The 20,922-nt window shown below is 44.3% G+C and carries 18 protein-coding genes; 16 read left to right on the top strand and 2 right to left on the bottom strand.

Going from position 1 to position 20,922, the window contains the following annotated elements:
• Window positions 1-188 precede the first annotated feature (188 nt).
• From WA407_RS21160 to thiI, 3 genes are all read left to right on the top strand, one after another.
• Window positions 189-881 (top strand): lytic transglycosylase domain-containing protein, encoded by a 693-nt coding sequence (locus WA407_RS21160; RefSeq protein ID WP_235309368.1) that lies wholly within the window; start codon window positions 189-191, stop codon window positions 879-881.
• Window positions 882-1,038: 157 nt separating this feature from the next.
• Complete coding sequence (locus WA407_RS21155) at window positions 1,039-2,187, top strand: cysteine desulfurase family protein (protein WP_235309370.1); 1,149 nt, start codon at window positions 1,039-1,041, stop codon at window positions 2,185-2,187.
• 1 nt (window position 2,188) lies between these two features.
• Window positions 2,189-3,415 carry a tRNA uracil 4-sulfurtransferase ThiI gene (gene thiI, locus WA407_RS21150; protein ID WP_069289993.1) on the top strand — a complete coding sequence of 409 codons (1,227 nt, stop codon included), beginning with the start codon at window positions 2,189-2,191 and terminating at the stop codon, window positions 3,413-3,415.
• 71 nt (window positions 3,416-3,486) lie between these two features.
• Here thiI and WA407_RS21145 read toward each other — a convergent pair whose 3' ends face one another.
• Window positions 3,487-4,182, bottom strand: coding sequence for a TerC family protein (locus WA407_RS21145; protein WP_250260925.1), 696 nt, complete (start codon window positions 4,180-4,182; stop codon window positions 3,487-3,489).
• A gap of 217 nt (window positions 4,183-4,399) precedes the next feature.
• Between WA407_RS21145 and WA407_RS21140 the strand changes: the two genes are divergently transcribed.
• The 5 genes from WA407_RS21140 to WA407_RS21120 all read left to right on the top strand — a co-directional run bounded on the left by WA407_RS21140 (window position 4,400) and on the right by WA407_RS21120 (window position 10,666).
• Window positions 4,400-5,059 (top strand): TerC family protein, encoded by a 660-nt coding sequence (locus WA407_RS21140; RefSeq protein WP_013311114.1) that lies wholly within the window; start codon window positions 4,400-4,402, stop codon window positions 5,057-5,059.
• Window positions 5,060-5,219: 160 nt separating this feature from the next.
• Window positions 5,220-5,711, top strand: a complete 492-nt coding sequence (locus tag WA407_RS21135; RefSeq protein ID WP_336078298.1) for a hypothetical protein — start codon at window positions 5,220-5,222, stop codon at window positions 5,709-5,711.
• Window positions 5,712-6,003: 292 nt separating this feature from the next.
• On the top strand, window positions 6,004-7,845 hold the full coding sequence (gene typA, locus WA407_RS21130) for a translational GTPase TypA (RefSeq protein WP_061828529.1): 1,842 nt from the start codon (window positions 6,004-6,006) through the stop codon (window positions 7,843-7,845).
• Between the two features lie 125 nt (window positions 7,846-7,970).
• On the top strand, window positions 7,971-9,032 hold the full coding sequence (locus WA407_RS21125; protein WP_336078297.1) for an LCP family protein: 1,062 nt from the start codon (window positions 7,971-7,973) through the stop codon (window positions 9,030-9,032).
• Window positions 9,033-9,334: 302 nt separating this feature from the next.
• Window positions 9,335-10,666, top strand: coding sequence for a PhoH family protein (locus tag WA407_RS21120; RefSeq protein ID WP_023989462.1), 1,332 nt, complete (start codon window positions 9,335-9,337; stop codon window positions 10,664-10,666).
• A 98-nt stretch (window positions 10,667-10,764) separates the two neighbouring features.
• Here WA407_RS21120 and WA407_RS21115 read toward each other — a convergent pair whose 3' ends face one another.
• Window positions 10,765-11,850, bottom strand: a complete 1,086-nt coding sequence (locus WA407_RS21115; RefSeq protein ID WP_235309375.1) for a coiled-coil domain-containing protein — start codon at window positions 11,848-11,850, stop codon at window positions 10,765-10,767.
• Between the two features lie 297 nt (window positions 11,851-12,147).
• Here WA407_RS21115 and WA407_RS21110 point away from each other — a divergent pair, with 297 nt between their 5' ends.
• The 8 genes from WA407_RS21110 to bshC all read left to right on the top strand — a co-directional run bounded on the left by WA407_RS21110 (window position 12,148) and on the right by bshC (window position 20,921).
• A complete protein-coding gene (locus WA407_RS21110) occupies window positions 12,148-12,798 on the top strand; it encodes an RsfA family transcriptional regulator (protein ID WP_235309376.1) in 651 nt (216 codons plus the stop codon).
• 126 nt (window positions 12,799-12,924) lie between these two features.
• On the top strand, window positions 12,925-13,884 hold the full coding sequence (locus tag WA407_RS21105) for a ketopantoate reductase family protein (protein ID WP_235309377.1): 960 nt from the start codon (window positions 12,925-12,927) through the stop codon (window positions 13,882-13,884).
• A 4-nt stretch (window positions 13,885-13,888) separates the two neighbouring features.
• On the top strand, window positions 13,889-14,278 hold the full coding sequence (locus WA407_RS21100) for a DUF3397 domain-containing protein (protein ID WP_235309378.1): 390 nt from the start codon (window positions 13,889-13,891) through the stop codon (window positions 14,276-14,278).
• A gap of 153 nt (window positions 14,279-14,431) precedes the next feature.
• A complete protein-coding gene (locus tag WA407_RS21095) occupies window positions 14,432-16,132 on the top strand; it encodes a peptide ABC transporter substrate-binding protein (RefSeq protein ID WP_336078296.1) in 1,701 nt (566 codons plus the stop codon).
• 197 nt (window positions 16,133-16,329) lie between these two features.
• Window positions 16,330-17,262, top strand: coding sequence for an ABC transporter permease (locus WA407_RS21090; protein WP_023989458.1), 933 nt, complete (start codon window positions 16,330-16,332; stop codon window positions 17,260-17,262).
• Window positions 17,263-17,266: 4 nt separating this feature from the next.
• Window positions 17,267-18,217, top strand: a complete 951-nt coding sequence (locus WA407_RS21085; RefSeq protein ID WP_013311103.1) for an ABC transporter permease — start codon at window positions 17,267-17,269, stop codon at window positions 18,215-18,217.
• Between the two features lie 11 nt (window positions 18,218-18,228).
• Entirely contained in the window at window positions 18,229-19,167 is a 939-nt protein-coding gene (locus tag WA407_RS21080; RefSeq protein ID WP_013311102.1) for an ABC transporter ATP-binding protein, read from the top strand.
• 122 nt (window positions 19,168-19,289) lie between these two features.
• On the top strand, window positions 19,290-20,921 hold the full coding sequence (bshC, locus tag WA407_RS21075) for a bacillithiol biosynthesis cysteine-adding enzyme BshC (RefSeq protein WP_235309379.1): 1,632 nt from the start codon (window positions 19,290-19,292) through the stop codon (window positions 20,919-20,921).
• Window position 20,922: the final 1 nt, after the last annotated feature.

Genomic DNA, 20,922 nt, shown 5'->3' with positions numbered 1-20,922 from the left:
ATATCCGAGAAAAATCATCTTAGTGATATAATTACATTAAAGCTGATCTATAAAGCTCCGCTGTCTTTTCGACAGAAACGGAGCTTTTTTTCATTAAAAGGTATGGAAGTACATAGTAAAAAGTTGTATCATAGCAGTAATGACAAGCTATTTGGGATATAACAACTATAGAAAGTTGGGAACACCACATGCAAATTGATCCGCGCGTGTCCAAGTCCATGTTAGACATGCAGCTGTTAAATAATATGAGTGCTACAACCCAGACGGGTACAACGGACGCTTTTTCCGGATTACTGGAACAAGTAGGTCAGTTGGAAACAGATGGTGCTGTGACACGAGAAAATTCAAGTGATGTTACCAGAGACGAAAACGGTTTGCTATGGCTTCAATTGGGACCTTCGAGGGGGACGGCTTCGTCATTGTACCCCGCTCCTTCCAGCACAGCAACAGACGGACCCACAACACCTACAGCATATGATGATTTGATTAACGAGGCTAGCCAGAAATACGGCGTTCCAGTAGCGTTGATTAAAGCGGTTATTGATACGGAATCTTCATTTAATCCGTCGGTGACCTCTTCGGCTGGAGCCAAAGGGCTTATGCAGCTTATGGATGCTACGGCTCAAGGCCTGGGAGTCAGCGACCCATATGATCCTGTTCAAAATATTGATGCCGGTGTTCGTTATTTGTCCTACCAGATTAAACGATTTAACGGACAAGAAAATATGGCGCTGGCTGCATATAATGCAGGTCCCGGACGGGTGCAGCGGCTTGGTGTAAATAGTGATGAACAGTTAATGGCTGTACTGGAAAAGCTTCCGGTGGAAACGCAAAGATATATTACCAAAATTCAAAATGCACGTGAAAAATATACGATCTAAGCCCTATAGCTTACAACGAAAAAAGTGCGTAATTTCAATTAGATTAGGTCCGCAGACAGGATCAATATGGGGAAAGGGTGTCGCTATAATGTAGCGGCCTTTCCCTGTTTTGGTCTTTTTTTGTTGCAGCAGTTATAGAGCGGAAAAGGGGAGTGCAATGAAATATTTTGATTATGCCGCGACAACTCCGCCTTTTGAAGAGGTGATTACAACAGTTGCCGAGGTTATGAGACGCCACTACGGAAATCCATCCTCGATGCATCGATATGGAGAGGATGCGGATAAGTTGCTTAAGCGTTCGCGCGAAGTATGTGCTGCGGCTTTGGAAGTGTATCCATCAGAGATTGTCTTCACATCTGGGGCAACGGAAAGCAACAATCTTGCTATCAAGGGAGCAGCTTTGCAGTATCAGACCAGAGGCAAGCATATTGTTACTGTATCGACAGAGCACCCGTCTGTGTATGAAGCCTGCAGACAACTGACAAATCTGGGCTTTGAGGTTACATTTTTACCTGTCGATGCAGAAGGGCATGTGAGCGCCGAACAGGTTTGTGCCGCTGTCCGTAAAGATACGATTTTAGTCAGTATCATGCATGTCAATAATGAGACGGGAAGGGTGCAACCGTTGCATGATATCGGAGTTGCGCTGAAGAAACAGTTCCCTCGCGTTCTATTTCATATTGACGGTGTACAGGGGTTTGGAAAGCTACCGGTTGATATCCGGGGATGGCAGGCTGATCTGTACAGTCTCTCTGCGCATAAGTTGCGTGGACCCAAAGGTGCTGGACTACTATTCGTTCGGGAAGGTGTAGAGCTTTTCCCACTGCATAGTGGCGGCTCTCAGGAGCAGGGTTTTCGTGCAGGTACGGAAAATGTACCGCTGCTTGTCGGTATGTCTAAGGCGATACGGTTGGCGGGCGAACGGCGAGTAGAGGCAGCACGCCGTATGACCGAGTGGAGAGAACGGGTGGTCGCAGAAGTGAAGACACTCCCTCAACTGCGGCTGAACAGCGGGGAAGAAGCGCCGCATATTGTCCACTTTTCATATCCGGGCATGAAAGCCGAGGTAATGCTGCATACGCTGGAGCAACTGGGTGTGGTAGTATCCACCAAATCGGCTTGCTCTTCGAAATTGGCTGAACCCAGTCGGGTGCTGCTGGCGATGGGATGCAATGAGGCGGAAGCGTCTGGCGGCATTCGTATCAGCTTTGGTGATGAACATACGGAACAGGATATCGATGAGCTTATACTTGCACTGCGACAGGCTGTGGCCAAGCTGGAATCCCTTGAAAGGTGGAAACGTTAAAATGCACTATGATATGCTGTTACTTCGCTTCGGTGAATTTACATTAAAAGGGAAGAATCGGACTCGTTTTGAAAAGGCAGTACTGAATCACGTGAAGCTGCTGCTTAAACCCTTTCCCGGTGCTTCTTTGCGGAAGGAATTTGGACGAATTTATGTGGTTCTTGGAGGAGAGCCTTATGAACAGATCATTCAGGTGTTACAAAAAGTGTTTGGCATCACGACAATAAGTCCTGTCAAAATGGCTCCTGTCGAGCTGGGTGCTATCATTGAGACCGCTGTAGCTTTGATGCGTGAGCTGAATGTGACCGAGGGAACGACGTTTAAGGTAAATGCCCGCAGAGTATGGAAGGAGTTTGCTCATTCCTCACAAGAGATGAATCATTTAATTGGTTCTCCTATATTGCGAGAGTTTCAAGCGTTGAGGGTCGATGTACATCAACCAGATATTGAGTTACGTGTGGAGGTTAGAGAGCAGGCGGCCTATATATTCAGCGATGTTATTATGGCTGTAGGGGGCTTTCCGTTAGGAACGAACGGTAAAGCTATGCTGCTGCTGTCTGGTGGAATTGACAGCCCGGTAGCAGGATGGTCTTCCATGCGTAGAGGATTGGAAATCGAATGTGTACATTTTTATAGCTATCCATTTACAAGTGAACGTGCGAAAGAAAAGGTTATTGATTTGGCAAGGGTATTAGCAGGCTATGCGGGTCGGATCAAAATCCACCTTGTACCGTTTACAGAGGTGCAGACGGCCTTTACGCGCACTGGACAGGATAATCTGATTATTACGCTAATGAGACGGTCTATGCTGCGAATTGCAACGATGCTGGCTGAGCGTGAAGGAGCACTGGCACTCGTGACAGGCGACAGTCTGGGGCAAGTCGCTAGTCAAACGTTATCCAGCATGAATGTGATTGGCCGCTCGACAGAATTACCATTGCTGCGACCTCTCGTAATGATGGATAAACAGGAGATCACGGAAATCGCAAAGCAGATTGGCACCTACGATCTATCGATACTCCCCTATGAGGATTGCTGCACATTGTTTGTTCCTAAATCCCCAACGACCAATCCAAATTTGTGGGTTGTTCAAAAGATTGAAGCCTCTATTCGGGATTTAAATGTGTTGATTGAACAGGCTGTGGCTACAACAGAGACGCTTGTCCTGGAGGCAGGCGGAGCTATAGAGGGGCGCAAAGAGGAAGTTATACAGGAAGATTGGTTTTAAACAAAAAGGCAGACCCGCCAGCTATTTTGGGTCTGCCTTTTTATTTTAATTAAAACAGTTTTTGAATCATTTTAGACGGCTTTTTCTCGACTGGACACTGCTCTGCGATTTTGAAGATATCCTGTGAGCAAAATACCTGCCATGACTGCGGTAATAAACAAGATACGCAGCGCAGGGTGCTCAGTAAAGTAGGGTTCCAGCTTACGTTCTTCAGTAATCATATTAGAGGCTGTATAACCAAGCACAGCCGATCCTAAATAAATAATCCAAGGGAATTTATTGATCAACTTGATAAAAAGAGTGCTTCCCCATACAACGATCGGTACGCTGATTAATAGTCCTAGCACTACAAGGAGCAAATGCTGCTGGGCCGCGCCAGCAACAGCAATCACGTTGTCCAGACCCATAGCCGCATCGGCAACAACAATCGTGCGGATAGCACCCCATAACGTTGTTCCCGCTTTGACTTCGGTATGGTCCTCCTGGTCTACGAGCAACTTATACGCGATCCAGACTAACATGACACCCCCGATGAGTAACAACCATGGTACTTGAAGCAGCCAGAGTACCACAATGGTGGCTGCTATGCGAATGAGCAGGGCACCACCGGTACCGTACAGTATCGCTTTTTTTTGCGTTGCAGGAGGCAGCTTTCTGGCGGCAAGTCCAATTACAATCGCATTATCTCCTGCGAGCAGAAGGTCAATAAATATCACATTAAGCAGTAGCCAAAAGAACTGAAGTCCGGACATATCAATCGTTCTCATCTCCCTGATTAAACATCCTAAAATCATTGTATGTTGTTTATTTTAATACCCGTTTTTCGGAAATACGATTCATTATATTGCTGTTTGTTATTGATTTCAAGGTCTTTGCTCAACAAATTTGACATCAATTTTTAATAAATGATGACTTATTTGTCAAGGCTTATAAGCATAGCCTCGTCCTATTTCGCATACAAGTAGGATGGGGGTGTTTGTACACATGGAGCATATCATTTTGCTGTTGAAAATATTAATGATTAATTTGGTGTTAAGCGGTGATAATGCAGTTGTTATAGCCATGGCGAGCAAAAACTTGCCTGCAAGGCAGCGGAGTCAAGCTATATGGTGGGGGGCAGTCGGTGCAGTCCTCCTGCGCTGTGTTTTGACTTTTGTAGCTGTCATTTTGCTGGGCATACCCTTTATTCAGGCGGCAGGCGGTCTACTTCTGTTATGGATTGCGTTTAAGCTGCTTTATGAGAATGAGGATCATGTGGGAGTAAGAGCAGAAACAACCATATGGAAGGCTATACAGGTGATTCTGGTAGCGGACTTTGTGATGAGTCTAGATAACGTGTTAGCTATTGCAGCCCTAGCAGATGGGGATATCGCCATTATTGTCATTGGGATTGCGATTAGTATTCCGATTGTCGTCTGGGGCAGCAACGTGATTGCGATCTGGCTTCATCGGTTCCCTGTACTTGTTTTGCTCGGATCTGCAATCCTGGCTTTTACGGCAGGAGAAATGCTACTGCGTGATCCCCGATTGGGTGTATGGTTAGCAGGTACGGGAGAGCTTATACATGCATGGTTACCGGGACTCTTGGCAACAGCAGTTGTCGTTGCAGGTATATATCGTCAGTTACGAGCTCGCCATATTTGAACGTAGTTTTTTTGGAAAACATCGGCTAAAATAGACATAGAGTTTTTGCGAATGCCAGGTTTACTCGGTTTTTGTGAAGACTCTATACTCACAAAAATATACTTAAAAACAATCACATTAAGAGACCTAAAAACAAATTCAGCAAACAAAGGAGACCACGATGAATTCCGGAAAAGAGCGTATGATCGGAGTGGGCATTGTTGTCGTAGGACTGATTATTTTGTTGGGGAAACTGGGAGCGTTCTCCTTTTTGGGACGAAACTTTTGGCCTTTGCTGTTTTTAATACCTGGAATCGTACTGCATGCAATGTACATGAAGCGTAAAGTTTCACCCTTTATGTTGCTGCCGGCAGGGATTTTGTCGGTTTATGGCTTCTTATTTTTGCTCTGCAATATTTGGGGCTGGCATTTAATGGCCTATTTATGGCCTTTGTTACTTCTAGGTGTGGCGATTGGATTATGGGAGTACGCCATTAATGATATTTCGCTTTCTCGCAATGTATATACAGGGGGCGTAATATTGGGCTTGGTATCGGTGCTTTTATTGGTTATTACCTCCCTAAGAACGGGTATCATATATGTTATTGCAGTTTTAATGATTGGCGCTGGAATCTGGTTGGTCCTAAACAACCGTGGCAAACGCAAAAGGTAAAACGACAAGCTGTGAGATTTTATGGCGGTAAATTACGGAACGGGCAATAATGTCTTGCTTTATGACATATTTCAACTATAATATAATGGATATGATAAGAGCGTCGGAATGATTTCTGACGCTTATTTTAAGGTTTTCACGCGAATCGGAGAGAGAAGCTGTCTGTACAAAGCCTGAAACATATAGAAGGCTGGCAGGGAGTGGGCCTAAAGAACGATTGTTAGCCTTGAATCAGCACTGCTTCAGGATAGAGACACTATTTTGATATACGGAAAGGATATGGATACAAACCATGCATGCTAGAGAAAACATTCGCAATATTGCGATTATTGCCCACGTCGACCACGGAAAAACGACGCTTGTCGACAAGCTGCTTCAACAGTCCGGAACATTTAGAGAACACGAGGCTGTTCAGGAGCGCGCCATGGACTCCAACGATCTGGAGCGTGAACGCGGTATTACGATTTTGGCTAAAAATACAGCTATCACTTACAAAGATTATCTGATTAACATTGTAGATACACCGGGACACGCCGACTTTGGTGGCGAAGTGGAACGGATTATGAAAATGGTTGACGGTGTTTTGCTCGTCGTTGATGCTTACGAAGGTTGCATGCCGCAAACGAAATTCGTACTGCGTAAAGCGCTGGAGCAAAATCTGACGCCAATCGTTGTAGTAAACAAAATTGACCGTCCGGCAGCTCGTCCGGCAGAAGTTATTGACGAAGTACTGGATCTGTTCATCGAGCTGGGGGCGAATGACGAGCAATTGGAATTCCCTGTTGTGTACGCTTCGGCGCTGAACGGTACATCCAGCATGGATGCTGAAAAGCAAGACGATAACATGCAAGCATTGTACGAAACAGTTGTAGAGCACATTCCGGCTCCAACTGAGAAAGTAGATGAGCCTCTTCAATTCCTCGTAACACTGATGGACTATAACGAATACCTTGGCCGAATTGCAGTAGGTCGTGTAAACCGCGGTATCATCAAGCAGGGGCAAGCAGTCACAGTTATGCAGCGTGATGGTAGCAGTAAATCAGCGCGTATTGAGAAGCTGTTTGGCTTCCAAGGTCTGAAACGTATTGAAACTGACCAAGCGGGCGCTGGTGACATTGTGGCGATTGCGGGAATTAAAGATATCAACATCGGTGAAACCATTGCTGATCCAAATCATCCTGAAGCATTGCCTGTACTGAAGATTGATGAACCAACACTGCAAATGACCTTCCTGGTTAACAACAGCCCATTCGCAGGTCGCGATGGTAAGTGGGTAACATCCCGTAAATTGCGTGAGCGTCTTCTGAAAGAACTCGAAACGGATGTCAGCTTACGTGTTGATGAAACAGATAGCCCAGACGCCTTTATTGTATCCGGACGTGGTGAGTTGCATCTAGGTATCCTGATTGAAAACATGCGTCGTGAAGGTTACGAACTGCAAGTGTCCAAGCCGGAAGTTATCGTCAAGGAAATTGACGGTAAGAAAATGGAGCCAATCGAACGTCTCCTTATTGATATTCCGGAAGAAAGCATGGGTGCGGTTATGGAAAGTTTGGGCTCCCGTAAAGCCGAAATGGTTAACATGATTAATAACGGCACCGGACAGGTTCGCTTGGAATTCTTGATCCCTGCACGTGGTCTAATCGGCTACACTACAAACTTCCTGACTTTGACTCGTGGTTATGGCGTAATGAACCATGCGTTTGACAGCTATGGACCATTTGTTGGCGGTCAAGTAGGTGGACGTCATCAGGGTGTACTTGTGTCAACGGAAAACGGCAGCTCTACATTTTATGGTATGCTGGGCGTGGAAGATCGCGGTATTTTGTTCCTGGAGCCAGGTACTGAAATCTATGAGGGTATGATCGTTGGGGAGCACACACGTGATAACGACATTGTCGTTAACATTTGTAAAGAAAAACAACTGACAAACGTTCGTTCAGCAACAAAAGACGATACAGTTAAACTGAAAACACCTGTTATTTTCTCTTTGGAGCAGGCGCTCGAATATCTGAATGATGATGAGTATTGCGAAATTACACCTAACGCTATCCGTTTGCGTAAAAAGATCTTGAACAAAGGTGAACGCGAGCGTGCGGAGAAACAACGTAAAACAGCACAAGCAAATATGTAATTGATTGGATTGGTCTTTGGCCACAGCGGCGACGCCCGGGAACGGGATGCGCCGCTGTGTGTGTTTTAGGATTGTAAACTTGGAGAAAGCTATATTTCTCAAAACGCAGGAAAAGGTGTTGAAGCATGAGTAATCTTTCGAACGGATTGCCTCCCCGGACACAAAGCGGGAAAAAGTCCGCCAAACCGAAAAAAACGAAAAAGAAAAAAAACTTTTTCAGATCGTTTATGAAGTTTGTCTTGTTTCTGCTTATTATAGGTATTTTGGCAGCAGGTGGTTATACCTACTATCTTTACAATCAGGTAGAAGAAGTTTTGGATACGGGGATCAACAAGGAAGTACCCAAAACACAATTGGCAGAAGCTAAGCCTTTGACTATCTTATTGCTAGGAACCGATTACCGCCCTGATCATCCGACTTATTTGTCCGACGTTATTATGGTAGCTACATTGAACCCCAACACTAAATCGTCTACCATCGTGTCCTTACCGCGCGATACGCGTCTAGAAATGGATGGATATAAACCTCGCAAGTTGAATGAGTATTATCCGGTGTTTAAGGCTAGAGAGAAAGAATCTGGCGAAGTTGCTGAAGAACAAATGAAGAAGATGATTGGCAAATATTTAAACATTGATATTGATTATGTGACGGTTATTAACTTCCAGGGCTTTAGAGATGTAGTAGATAATTTGGGTGGCGTAGATGTGACGGTTGATAAAAACATGTGTTATCGTGACCGTGCAGATGGTACCGATATTAACCTGACAGTTGGAGCCAAGCATTTGAACGGTGATCAGGCTCTTGATTTTGTTCGCTACCGCAAATCGAATTGTCGTCCGAGAACAGCTGAATCTGACGATTTTGATCGTAATCGTCGACAAAATCAGGTGCTTCATTCCCTAATTGACCAAATGCAATCCTTTAACGCTTTGACCAAGTTTAGTGCAATTATTAAATCGGTTGATAAGAATATGATGACAGATATCGAGTCACAGCAAATGAAAAATATCGTACAAACCTATTGGAATATTTCCAAGCAAAATGTGAAATACAATCCGGTAGCAGGAACGTGGCGTAGCCCGTATGTGTACATTGATGAGCAACAGCTCGATTTGGCCAAGCAAGCGCTACAAGAGGAATTAGCTAAAAAAGCAAGCGACAATACCGCAGCTTCTTCCAATTCCTGAGTATGTATCTTTCTTCCTACTTATGTTATACTCGCAGCGAGTAAAGCTCTTATATAACATAAGGGGGTTGAGGTATGTCTAAAGTTATAGTGAACCAAGTCTAGGTCCAGTGAGCAATCACTGGGCCTTTTGTGTCTAATTTCAAAAATGGACAGGCTCAGAGGCTATCTTCACTTACAACTTTTCGTTGTTTTATGCTGCTTTGGGGTTCTTTTTTCAGGGAATCAGCAAGTATTAGGTACCCGGTGAATAGGTATAGGTATGAAACACGAGATTGTCCACGCCGCTTTGGAGGGGATTTAATGAAGAAAATTTTTGTGCTGGATACGAATGTGCTGCTGCATGATCCGAAAGCCATCTTTACCTTCAAAGAACATGAAGTTGTTATTCCAGCTGTAGTTCTGGAAGAAATCGACTCCAAAAAACGCAACGCGGATGAGATTGGACGGAATGCCCGCAATGTATCGCGATTGTTGGACGGGTTGAGAGAAGTGGGTCATCTGCATAGTGGCGTTCCACTTCCCCAAGGTGGAAGGCTTAAGGTTGAGTTAAACCACCGAAGTTTTTTGAAAGTTCAGGAGATGTTCGGGGAGGTTTCGAACGATAACCGGATTTTGGCGGTCGCCTTGAATTATCATCTGGAAGAGCAGGAGCAGCCTGAACCACGTTCGGTCGTTTTGGTCAGTAAAGATGTGCTGGTCAGGATCAAGGCAGATGTATTGGGACTGCTGACCGAAGACTACCTATCCGATAGAACAGGCGATCTAAGTGAGCTATATCCCGGATACTCGGCAATACAGGTGCACCCGTCCATCATAGATGAATTTTACTCTAACCGTTTTTTACCAATCAAACCACTGGAACTACCTTATACGCTGTATCCACATGAATTTGTCATTCTGAAAGATGAAATGGGAACTGGAAAATCAGCTTTGCTGAAAGTAAATCAGGAGGCAGAGCGATTAGAGCCGCTGTACTTAAGTAACGAATCGGTGTGGGGAATCAGCGCACGTAATGCTCAACAGCGGATGGCATTGGAGCTTTTGCTTAATGACGATATCCCCCTCGTGACCATTACAGGAAAAGCGGGTACGGGCAAAACGCTGCTGGCGCTGGCGGCAGGCTTGCTTAAGGTAGAGGATGAACATCGCTTCAAGAAACTGCTGATTGCTCGGCCTGTTGTTCCTATGGGTAAGGATATTGGTTATTTACCGGGAGAAAAGGATGAAAAACTTCGCCCGTGGATGCAACCAATCTACGACAATCTAGAGTATCTGTTTGATGCCAAAAAATCAGGTGATATCGACAAAATTTTGATGGGCTTGGGCAGTATTCAGGTGGAGGCACTTACTTATATTCGCGGGCGTTCGATACCTGGGCAATTTATTATAGTCGATGAGGCGCAAAACTTATCCCGACATGAGATCAAAACGATTGTGTCCCGGGTGGGTGAGGGGAGCAAGATCATTTTGATGGGAGATCCGGAGCAGATTGATCACCCTTATCTGGATGCAGCCAGTAACGGTCTAACCTATGTGGTGGAGCGGTTTAAGCAAGAAGGGATTAGTGGGCATATCATGTTGGAAAAAGGAGAACGCTCCAAGCTTGCGCAGTTGGCAGCCGATCTGCTATAAAATTCCTATCGTTATGACAATAATAAAGACCTCGGGAATATCCCGGGGTCTCTTGTTTGTACACGTAAAAATTCAGAACAATGAAAGTGAGCAAAAGCTTATTTAAAGTTTAATTCGAGCTTAACTTCAAGCATTCCTGCTAAAGTGCGTACTTCTGTGGCTTTGACATAGGAAATAAGCTGCTGTGGGTAGAAACCTAGATCAAAATCTTTTTCCAGCTTGTTGCGGGTCGTATCAGGTAGTTCCAGACCATTAAATACCAATCGATCTACATGAAATAAAATTGCATTTTTCGATTCATTTTCTACCGTGTAGTGACCTTCTACTCTTAATTTCATCGTTCCCTGCTGACCTTCTACCATAATTCGATCCTGTGCAAATGTAAAGTTGAAGTGATTAAACAATTCATTTTCTGACTTTAAAAAACGGTTAAAGTCCTCTTCGCGAATGCTTATCGTAATCACTTTTCCATTTGTAACCATAGCACCTTGTTGTTGTTGAATGAATTGCGGTAAATCCTGCATAGCTTGAGCTAATGCTTTAAAGTGCTTATTTACCTCGTAGACACCTACATTCTCCCAATAAGCTGTCATTTCGCCAATAAGCTTGCGTAGAGTATCCGGGTCATTACTGGCGTTAACGCCGTCATTTACACGCGACTGAAGCAGGATAATGCGTTTGCGTTGTGCCAGTAAGTTTGTTTTGACTGTCTCCAATTCCATTGAGGCTTGGGTGACTTGTTGTTCTGTTTTTCGCATAGATTGATAATTGGATTCGTATTCATGAAGCACATCCTGATCGTGACTAATTAATAATAAGTAGTAATCGTACAGAGAGAGAAGTTGCCTTATACTTTTCGCCCCTAGCACTACACTCAACAGCTTGTCCCTTTCTCCCATATAATACGATCGCAGCACAGAACCTGCACGCTTCCGTTGTACGGTCATTTGCTCTTGCTGAACGGTGAGATTACTTCGCAATTCCCGCTGACGCTGCAAAAGAGTCTGCTGCTCTTGACTGATTCGCTCAATTTCATGGTCTATCTCTACAATCGACAGGCTATCTTGTAAAATCTGATTTTCTTCATGGGAGGGAGCGGCCAGAGTAGGACGTACATATATGAAAGTTAGCATCATGATAGTGGTCAGCAGGGTGCTGATTGTGATTTTTACTCGTTTATTCATTTGGTTTCCCCTTTTATGTATTCCCGAAAAAAACTAATGGTAATGTATATGATCCTTTCTGTTTCTTTAACCATTCATTTTATTGTACAGCAGTCTGAGCATGCTTGAAACCCGAAACTGTTTACGTTCACGTATGAGTTCTTGCAGAAATGGAAATACAATTTAGTATCAAATAGATTCTATGAACTCTACGAGAGGCATAGGAATGAATAAACAGCTTTTATACCCTATTCAAATACCGGCAAGATCGGTTCATGAAGACGGTTATTTCAGGATGTTGTTAGGAGGGCTAGAGGCATGACTGCAATAAGACAAGATGCATGGAGTGTGGAAGATGACTTGATATTGGCGGAGGTGACATTGCGGCATATCCGTGAAGGTGGGACGCAGCTCTCTGCGTTTGAGGAGGTTGGACAAAAAATCGGAAGAACCTCTGCAGCATGCGGTTTTCGTTGGAACAGCTGCGTGCGCAAACGTTATGATGAAGCGATTAGCATTGCCAAAGCACAGCGCCAGAAGCGCAGTTATATCCGTAAGCAGAACCCGGTAGGTGTATCACAGGTTGCGGCTTTTGCCTCGCTTGATACAGTCGAAGGTGGGTACAGAACGGATGGTACGAGTGAGGATACGTTATCTATTGATGCAGTAATTCGCTTCTTGCGTCAATGGAAGGGATCTGTCCAGGAAACGAATCGGCAGATTAAGATGCTGGAGAAAGATTTACGGGAAAAGGAAGAAGAATTGAATCAGCTTCGCTCCATTAATGACCGGCTGTCCAAAGAAGTGAATGAGGTGCAAACCGACTATCGTGTTGTGAATGATGATTATAAAGCTCTGATTCAGATTATGGACCGGGCTCGGCGCTTGGCTTTAATCACTGATGATGAGGAAGAGCTTAAATCCAGATTCAAAATGGACGCCAATGGGAATCTGGAGCGCATTGAGTAACAAGATTACTTCTGCAATATTGAAATAAAACGTCAACTAGCGCTTTGCTGTAGTTGGCGTTTTTTGTATTTCTCTAGAGTGCATATGATATAGTAGAAAAAAAGATGGAAGCGAGACGATACAAAGGTGATTGATATTATTGGAGCGGGTTCGCTGGGATTGTTGTTTGCCGGGAGGTTGTCTGCCTCAGGTACAAAAGTAAGGCTGTGGACGCGTACACTTGAGCAGGCACGCATCATTGCTCGTGAAGGGATTACTGTGTTTGGTAAGGAGGGACAGACGGCAGTACATGTGTCCGGAAATAAATTGAAGGTAGCGCCATTGGCAGATTGGCAACGGTTAAATTCACAGGCTCCGGCACGATGGATAATGCTTATGACCAAACAGGGGGCGATTGAGGAAGTATTAGAACAGATCCAGCCTGCAGCTCAAATGGATAGAGATACAGGAATTGTCTGCTTGCAGAATGGAATCGGCCATATAGAACGCATTAGAAAGGCTTGGCCTAAAGCTGTAATATACCCTGCTGTGACGACTGAAGGAGCCAAGAGGCAGGGAGTAGCATCTATTATACATGCAGGATCGGGTGTTACTGAAATAGGATGTTCGGAGGAAGAGGAGGAGTCGAAGAACAATAATTTTAATCAATGTGTGCTAAATCGCCTGGTTGCAGCAGGATTTGACGCTTGCTTGTCGAAAGAAATCGAGAACGGTATGTATCGCAAGTTGTTGATCAATGCTGTGATCAATCCGCTGACGGCGTTATGGCGAGTTCGTAATGGCGAGCTGCTTTCGGACCCTATTCGAATACATATGATGCGCAGGCTGTACGATGAAGGCATTCAAGTGTATGAAGCTCATGGTATCCACTGGGAAAACGCATGGTGGGAGCAAATTATGAATGTATGCCGGGCAACGGCAGAGAATCACTCGTCCATGCTAGCTGATGTACTTGCACAGTCCATGACGGAAGTTGCTTCAATTAACGGACAACTGGTGCAGATGGCAGATCGGGCTGGAGTTACTGCACCAACTCATGAGTTATTGTGGCAATTAATTGAAGGCATGCGGCTAAAAGAGGGGTGATCAGTTGAGTCTTATACAAGGTACTATTATCACTTTCAGTATTCTTCCCTTTTTTCCGTTTTTGATCGTGTTTGCGGTTTGTCGCTACATTCTTAAAATGGAAAAAAAGAAATCGTTACTTACTTCTATGGATATTACCACGTTTTTTCTGATATTTTCCGTCGCAGCACTCTTTAACGTCATTTTTACATCTCGATTCGGTTTTTATTTGATTCTACTTCTCCTATTACTGGCCTTGGGTTTAATTGGAGGAGCTCAAAATCGAATAAAAGGGAAGGTTGATGGTAAAAGATTATGTAGAGCGGTCTGGAGACTAACTTTTATGGGGATGACATTGGCGTATATTTTGCTGACTGTAGTTGGTATATTTAAGAATATATTCAACGCCATGTGATATAAGGTGACATGAAAAGGTGAAAAAATATGAATTAATCATGTTTTTTTGAAAAAAAAGCTCAATTTGAAGAAATGTAATGTAGATTTTTTTGACCGCTGGTTGTATAATCTATAAACATATACCACTTTAGAACTAGGGGGAAAACGCTAGATGAAAAGGAAAAGCTTTTTAGTCCTTTTGACACTCATTCTTGCAGTTGGCGCACTGCTCGCAGGTTGCGGCGGCAAGAACGATACCAATGGTAAGGGCGCACAAGAAAACACCTCGACTACGCCGGCTGCGGCCGACAAGCAAATTTTGCGCATTAACCTTCTTTCCGAACCGCCAACCTTCGATCCGGCACAAGCTCAGGATAGTCAAACTAACACGGTTCTGAAAACTTTGTATGAAGGTCTCGTACGTATGGGTCCTGACGGCAAAGAAATCCCTGGCGTAGCTGAATCTTGGAAAATTTCCGATGACGGCAAAACCTATACGTTCAAGCTTCGTGATACTGCAAAATGGAGTAATGGCGACCCAGTCAAAGCAAGCGACTTCGTATTTGCTTGGCAACGGGTATTGGATCCTTCCACGGCTCCTGCACCTCCATATGCTTACCAATTGTACTATATCAAAAATGCTGAGGGTTACAACCTGAGCACTTCGAAAACTTTTAAAGGCACTAAAGTTACAGACTTTAAAGATGTAGGTGTTAAAGCTGTTGACGATCATACATTGCAAGTAGAGCTGGAGCACCCAACTCCTTACTTCTTGGGATTGACTTCTTTCTACACTTTCTATCCTGTAAATCCTTCTGTTAAAGGTAATGATAAGTGGGCTGTTAAGAAAGATAGCATGATCACTAACGGACCTTACACATTAACGACTTGGGACAGCGGTCAAAAGATCGAAGTAACCAAGAGTGAAAACTATTGGGGTAAAGATGATATCAAGCTGAACAAAATTACGATGTCCCTTGTAAATAGCGGTGCAACAGAGCTGGCTTCTTATAGAAGTGGACAACTCGATTACGCAGGTATGCCAAACGGTGAAATTCCTACCGACCAAATTCCGGCTGTGAAAAAAGAACTGCCGAATGAATTTGAGGCTAAAGGGATTGCTAGTACGTATTACTATTTGTTTAATGTAACAGAAAAACCATTTAACAATGTTAAAATCCGTAAAGCGTTTGCGATGGCTATTGAACGTCAACCAATCGTTGAAAGAGTAACATTGGGCGGTCAAATTCCTGCATACGGCTTTGTACCTCCAGGTATCAAAGGAGTATCTCAAGAATTCCGTACTGAGAATAAAGATGATTACTTCAAAGAAGACTTCACTGAAGCGAAAAAATTGCTTCAAGAAGGTATGAAGGAAGAAGGCGTAACTACACTTCCTCCGGTAACATTGCTGTATAACTCCAGTGAGGGTCACCAAAAGATTGCTTTGGCAGTTGCTGATATGTGGAAGAAAAACCTTGGCGTTGACATCAAAACCCAAAACCAAGAGTGGGGCGTATTTATCCAAACACGTAACAAGCTGAATTTCCAAATCGCTCGTGGTGGATGGTCTGCTGACTATAATGATCCAATGACATTCCTGGATATGTGGACAACAGGCAACGGCAACAACAATGCAGGTTATGCTAACCCGGCATATGATGCTTTGATTGAAGCAGCTAAGAAAGAAACTGATCCAGCAAAACGCATGGAAGATTTTGCGAAAGCGGAGAAAATTCTGGTTCAAGATGATATGGTAATGCTTCCGATCTACTACTACTCAAATGTTTCTTTAACAAAACCGAATGTAAAAGACATTGGGCTTGACTTTAGTGGAGCAGTTGATTTCACAAGAGCGTATATTACACAGTAACTGAAGCTCGATTCTGAAGTTTGATAGTTACTTCGGGATATATATGTGGATAGAACCATATATATCCCGTTTTTTTTGTGTGTCATGGTCTTTTCCATCATCATGTAACCATGCAAATAAGTAGATTGGACAGTCCAATTCTATTTCGATAAAATCGAATGGTGTCGAAAAAAATTTATGGGGGGTGTAAACGGGCAATGACGCGTTATTTGATCAGTAAATTTTTCTACATGCTGCTATCTTTGTTCATTCTGATCTCTGCGACGTTTTTTCTCATGAAAGCAATTCCGGGTAACCCCTTCATGAGTGAAAAAGCGACTTCTCCTGAGATTCAAGCCCGGTTAATGGAACAATATGGGCTGGATAAGCCTGTATATGTCCAATATTTTAAATACTTAGGTGATATTGCTTCAGGTGATTTTGGTATTTCTATGAAAAAGCTGAATCAAAGTGTAACTGACATTATCGGACAAACGTTTACGGTTTCCCTTAAACTGGGTTTTGTTGCCATAATCGTGTCGATAATTGTCGGTCTCTTGCTAGGTATGCTAGCAGCTTTGTATCATCGTAGGCTAATAGATAACGTTGCAATGGTATTGGCTATCATGGGGATTGCGGTTCCCAGCTTCGTTCTGGCATCCTTGATTCAATTTTTCTTCGCTCAACAGTTAGGTTGGTTTAATGTTATGGGCTTTGACGGTCCGATGGACTACGTTCTGCCTGTTGCAGCTCTATCTGCTTCCCCTATTGCGTTTATCGCTCGACTAACGCGTTCTAGCATGCTGGAAGTGCTTCATGCGGATTACATTAAGACTGCCAAGGCTAAAGGCTTGAAATCCATTACTATTATGTTCAAACACGTTGTGCGTAATGCTATTCTGCCGGTTGTTACCTATGTGGGACCAATGACGGCCAATATTATTACGGGTTCAGTTGTTATTGAACGTATCTTCGGGATTGGCGGTATTGGTAAGGTATTCGTAGATAGTATTACGACCCGCGATTATACCATGATTATGGGAGTTACTATTTTTTACGGTATTTTGCTGATGGTGGCGCGTTTTATTACAGATATTGCATATGGATTTATTGATCCGCGGATTAAGCTTACTGGCGGGAAGGAGGGATAACTTTATGTCTGTTAAAGATAATGCTGTGAACTTGGATAAGCTTCAGGTGAAACCGGAAGATTTCCAGAAGGTCGGGGCGGATGAAAAGCAGTCTGAAGTTATTCAGCGCGAAAGCTTATCCGCTTGGCGAGATGCTTGGGAGCGACTTCGTAAAAACAAACTGGCTATGACAAGCTTGAGTGTTTTGGTTCTCATTGTGCTTGCTTCAATCGTTGGTCCGATGCTGTCCCCATACGATGACCGCACGAATGATTTGTTGAGCACCAATCTTCCTCCTTCGGCGGAACATTGGTTCGGAACAGATGATCTGGGGCGTGATATGTTTGTACGTACTTGGATGGGAGCTCGGATTTCCTTGATTATTGGTTTGGCTGCTGCAATGATTGACTTGATGATTGGAGTTATTTATGGTGGAATTATGGGTTACTTTGGTGGCCGCGTTGATGAAATCATGAATAAATTTTCTGAAATCTTGTACTCCATTCCTTACTTGCTTGTTACGATCCTGTTGCTGGTTGTGCTGGAGCCAAGTATCACTACAATTATTATTGCGCTCTGTGTAACGGGGTGGATTAACATGTCGTGGATTGTACGTGGTGAGATGTTACAACTTAAAAACCGAGAATTCGTACTCGCTTCCCGTTCAATGGGTGCAGGTGCTGGTCGTTTGCTGTTCCGTCACTTGTTGCCTAATGCGGTAGGACCGATCATTGTCACACTGACTTTGACAGTTCCAAGTGCTATTTTCTCTGAGGCATTCCTGAGCTTCCTTGGATTAGGGGTACAGGCTCCTCAGGCATCGCTGGGTTCAATGATTGAATCAGCTCTGACCGGGTGGATGTATTACCCGTGGCGGATGCTTTTTCCAGCAGGTTTGATCAGTTTGATTATGCTTGCGTTCAACCTTTTTGGCGACGGCTTGCGTGATGCGCTTGATCCGAAGTTGAAGAAATAGGAGGTGAGATCATGGTGAGTAGCAACAATTTAATTGAGGTTGAAGGTCTTAAAAAGTATTTTAATGTTGGCAAAAACCGTGTGCTCAAAGCGGTGGACAACCTGAATTTCTATATTCGCGAGGGTGAAACGCTGGGTATGGTTGGCGAATCCGGCTGTGGTAAGTCTACAGCGGGTCGTACGATTTTGCGCTTGTATGAACCTACAGCAGGTAGCGTACGTTTTAACGGTACGGATATTTACAAATTATCACCAAGTAAAATGAAAGCAATGCGCCGTGATATGCAGATGATCTTTCAAGATCCGTATGCATCATTGAACCCGCGTTTTACCGTTTCTGATATTATTGGTGAGGCACTGGATATTCACAATATGGCGGGTAGCCGTGCAGAACGTAAGAAACGGATTGAGGAGTTACTTGATCTGGTTGGTTTGAACCCTGACCATGCAACACGCTATCCGCATGAGTTTTCTGGTGGTCAACGTCAACGGATCGGTATTGCACGTGCACTGGCTGTTAATCCTAAATTCATCATTTGTGATGAGCCGATTTCAGCTCTTGACGTATCTATTCAGGCTCAGGTTGTCAACTTGTTAAAAGAGCTTCAAGAACGTTTGGGTCTGACATACCTATTCATTGCGCATGATCTGTCGATGGTCAAGCACATCAGTGATCGGGTAGCTGTAATGTATATGGGTAGAATGGTTGAGCTTGCAGAAAGTGCTGAGTTGTATGCAAATCCGATCCATCCTTATACGAAAATGCTTTTGTCGGCGATCCCACTTCCTGATCCAGAAGTAGAAGCCAACAAAAAACGGATTATTATGCCAGGCGACCAAGCAGGCCCGATTCATGATGCATCTGGCAGTAAGACAGGGGCTTATAACCTGGAAAATGCCACGCTCATCGAAGTGTCTAAAGGACATTTTGTAGCTGAGCCTTACGCCTGATCTTGTTTTATGCACCAACCGCCGAGTTATTCGGCGGTTTTTTTTGTAGGAAGCTTTGACGTGGACATGGGCTTTCGGTACAATCAAGCAGTAAGGTTTTGGTGGAGACAGGAGGCAGACCCATGAAAATAATTCCGGAAACGCTTCGCGGAGGGTCGGCTTTGGCAGAAGATTATATACAGGGTACAGGACGCGCAAGCGACTTGTATGAATATAATGTGCTGCACGCCGATGCTTATGCCCAACGGGCGAAGTGGCTGGATAAGGCGGGGCATCTGCGATTAAACCGTAAGGATGTCGTAGCATGTCTTCGTATATACAATGAGAAATACAATTCGTATGAGGCGGTTCGTGCTTCATTGGACCGTCTGGAAAGTCCAGATGCCTTAGTAGTAGCTGGCGGGCAACAAAGCGGACTGTTCACAGGTCCGATGCTGGTCATTTACAAAGCCGCTACCCTCATTAAGGCGGCGAGAGAAGCAGAGGAACGGCTTGGACGTCCGGTTATTCCCGTCTTCTGGATTGCTGGCGAAGATCATGACTGGGACGAGGTCAATCATACATACGTAATGGCAAATGACCCACAAGCCGTCAAAATCAAGCTGAATAAGCAACCTGAACGCCGTTCTTCGGTTAGTGCCATTAAAGTTGACGCTTTTGAATGGAAGCAAGCGATAGCGGATATAGAGCAAAGCTTGCCAGATTCAGAACATAAGGCTGATATAATGCGCATGATTGAGAACGGGATAACGGATTCATATGGACTGAGTGAAGCCTTTGCCAAGTTGCTGGGCCTTTTGTTCGGCACCTATGGATTAGTACTCTTGGATTCAGCAGATCCTTCGCTACGCAAGCTGGAAGCATCCGTTTTTAAGCGGCTGGTTCAGCACAATGATGAGTTGGAGCAGGCTTATCGGACGGCAGCCACACGGATCGTAGATTATGGATATCATTTACAAGCCGATGTGCATGAAGGTGGCGCGAATCTCTTTTATATCCATGAAGATGAACGCCTGTTGCTTTTCAAAAAAGCTGGACTATTCACGGATCGACACGGTCTGGTGGCGTTTACTGTGGATGAACTGCTTGAAGAGATAGATAGACATCCCGAACGTTTTAGTAACAATGTGCTAACTCGTCCTCTAATGCAGGATTCACTGTTTCCGGTGCTGGCATCTGTGCTGGGTCTAGGTGAGATTGCTTACTGGGCGATTACACGGGATGCTTTCGGGGTGTTGGAGATGCAGATGCCGATACTGCTGCCACGAATGTCTTTTACGTTGGTAGAGCCAGGTGTGGAGAAGCATATGCTTAAGTATGAATTAAGTTTTGGTCAAGTTAGAGACGGACTTGAGGAACGGAAAAAGCAATGGATTGCCACTCAAGATCAGCTTGGAATGCAGGATCAGTTTTCCGGGGCTAAGGAAGCTTTTGTCCGCATGTACAAACCACTTGTGCAGCAGACAGGTTTGATTGAAAAAGGTTTGCTACGGCTCGGAGAAACCAACCGCGAGAAGATTCTGGCACAGATCGCCTATCTGGAAGCAAAAGTTCAGGAAGCGTTGCTTCGGCAAAATGAAACAGCACTTCGTCAGTGGGATCGCATCGAATGGTCGCTTTTTCCATTTGGACAGCCGCAGGAGCGGGCGTATACGATCTATCATTTTCTAAACCGTCATGGTCTCAGCTTGATTGATACGATTATGAATGTACCATTGGATCTGACAGGTACGCATCGTGTGATTTATGTATGAT

The organism is Paenibacillus sp. 203 (assembly GCF_037027525.1).
In the GTDB taxonomy this organism is placed as follows: Bacteria; Bacillota; Bacilli; order Paenibacillales; family Paenibacillaceae; genus Paenibacillus; species Paenibacillus polymyxa_B.
This window is presented reverse-complemented; position numbering and strand designations above follow the sequence as displayed.

Coding starts and splice junctions, on each gene's coding strand:
- WA407_RS21160 (WP_235309368.1), top strand. CDS start 189: ATGCAAATTGATCCGCGCGTGTCCAAGTCCATGTTAGACATGCAGCTG.
- WA407_RS21155 (WP_235309370.1), top strand. CDS start 1,039: ATGAAATATTTTGATTATGCCGCGACAACTCCGCCTTTTGAAGAGGTG.
- thiI (WP_069289993.1), top strand. CDS start 2,189: ATGCACTATGATATGCTGTTACTTCGCTTCGGTGAATTTACATTAAAA.
- WA407_RS21145 (WP_250260925.1), bottom strand. CDS start 4,182: ATGAGAACGATTGATATGTCCGGACTTCAGTTCTTTTGGCTACTGCTT.
- WA407_RS21140 (WP_013311114.1), top strand. CDS start 4,400: ATGGAGCATATCATTTTGCTGTTGAAAATATTAATGATTAATTTGGTG.
- WA407_RS21135 (WP_336078298.1), top strand. CDS start 5,220: ATGAATTCCGGAAAAGAGCGTATGATCGGAGTGGGCATTGTTGTCGTA.
- typA (WP_061828529.1), top strand. CDS start 6,004: ATGCATGCTAGAGAAAACATTCGCAATATTGCGATTATTGCCCACGTC.
- WA407_RS21125 (WP_336078297.1), top strand. CDS start 7,971: ATGAGTAATCTTTCGAACGGATTGCCTCCCCGGACACAAAGCGGGAAA.
- WA407_RS21120 (WP_023989462.1), top strand. CDS start 9,335: ATGAAGAAAATTTTTGTGCTGGATACGAATGTGCTGCTGCATGATCCG.
- WA407_RS21115 (WP_235309375.1), bottom strand. CDS start 11,850: ATGAATAAACGAGTAAAAATCACAATCAGCACCCTGCTGACCACTATC.
- WA407_RS21110 (WP_235309376.1), top strand. CDS start 12,148: ATGACTGCAATAAGACAAGATGCATGGAGTGTGGAAGATGACTTGATA.
- WA407_RS21095 (WP_336078296.1), top strand. CDS start 14,432: ATGAAAAGGAAAAGCTTTTTAGTCCTTTTGACACTCATTCTTGCAGTT.
- WA407_RS21090 (WP_023989458.1), top strand. CDS start 16,330: ATGACGCGTTATTTGATCAGTAAATTTTTCTACATGCTGCTATCTTTG.
- WA407_RS21085 (WP_013311103.1), top strand. CDS start 17,267: ATGTCTGTTAAAGATAATGCTGTGAACTTGGATAAGCTTCAGGTGAAA.
- WA407_RS21080 (WP_013311102.1), top strand. CDS start 18,229: ATGGTGAGTAGCAACAATTTAATTGAGGTTGAAGGTCTTAAAAAGTAT.
- bshC (WP_235309379.1), top strand. CDS start 19,290: ATGAAAATAATTCCGGAAACGCTTCGCGGAGGGTCGGCTTTGGCAGAA.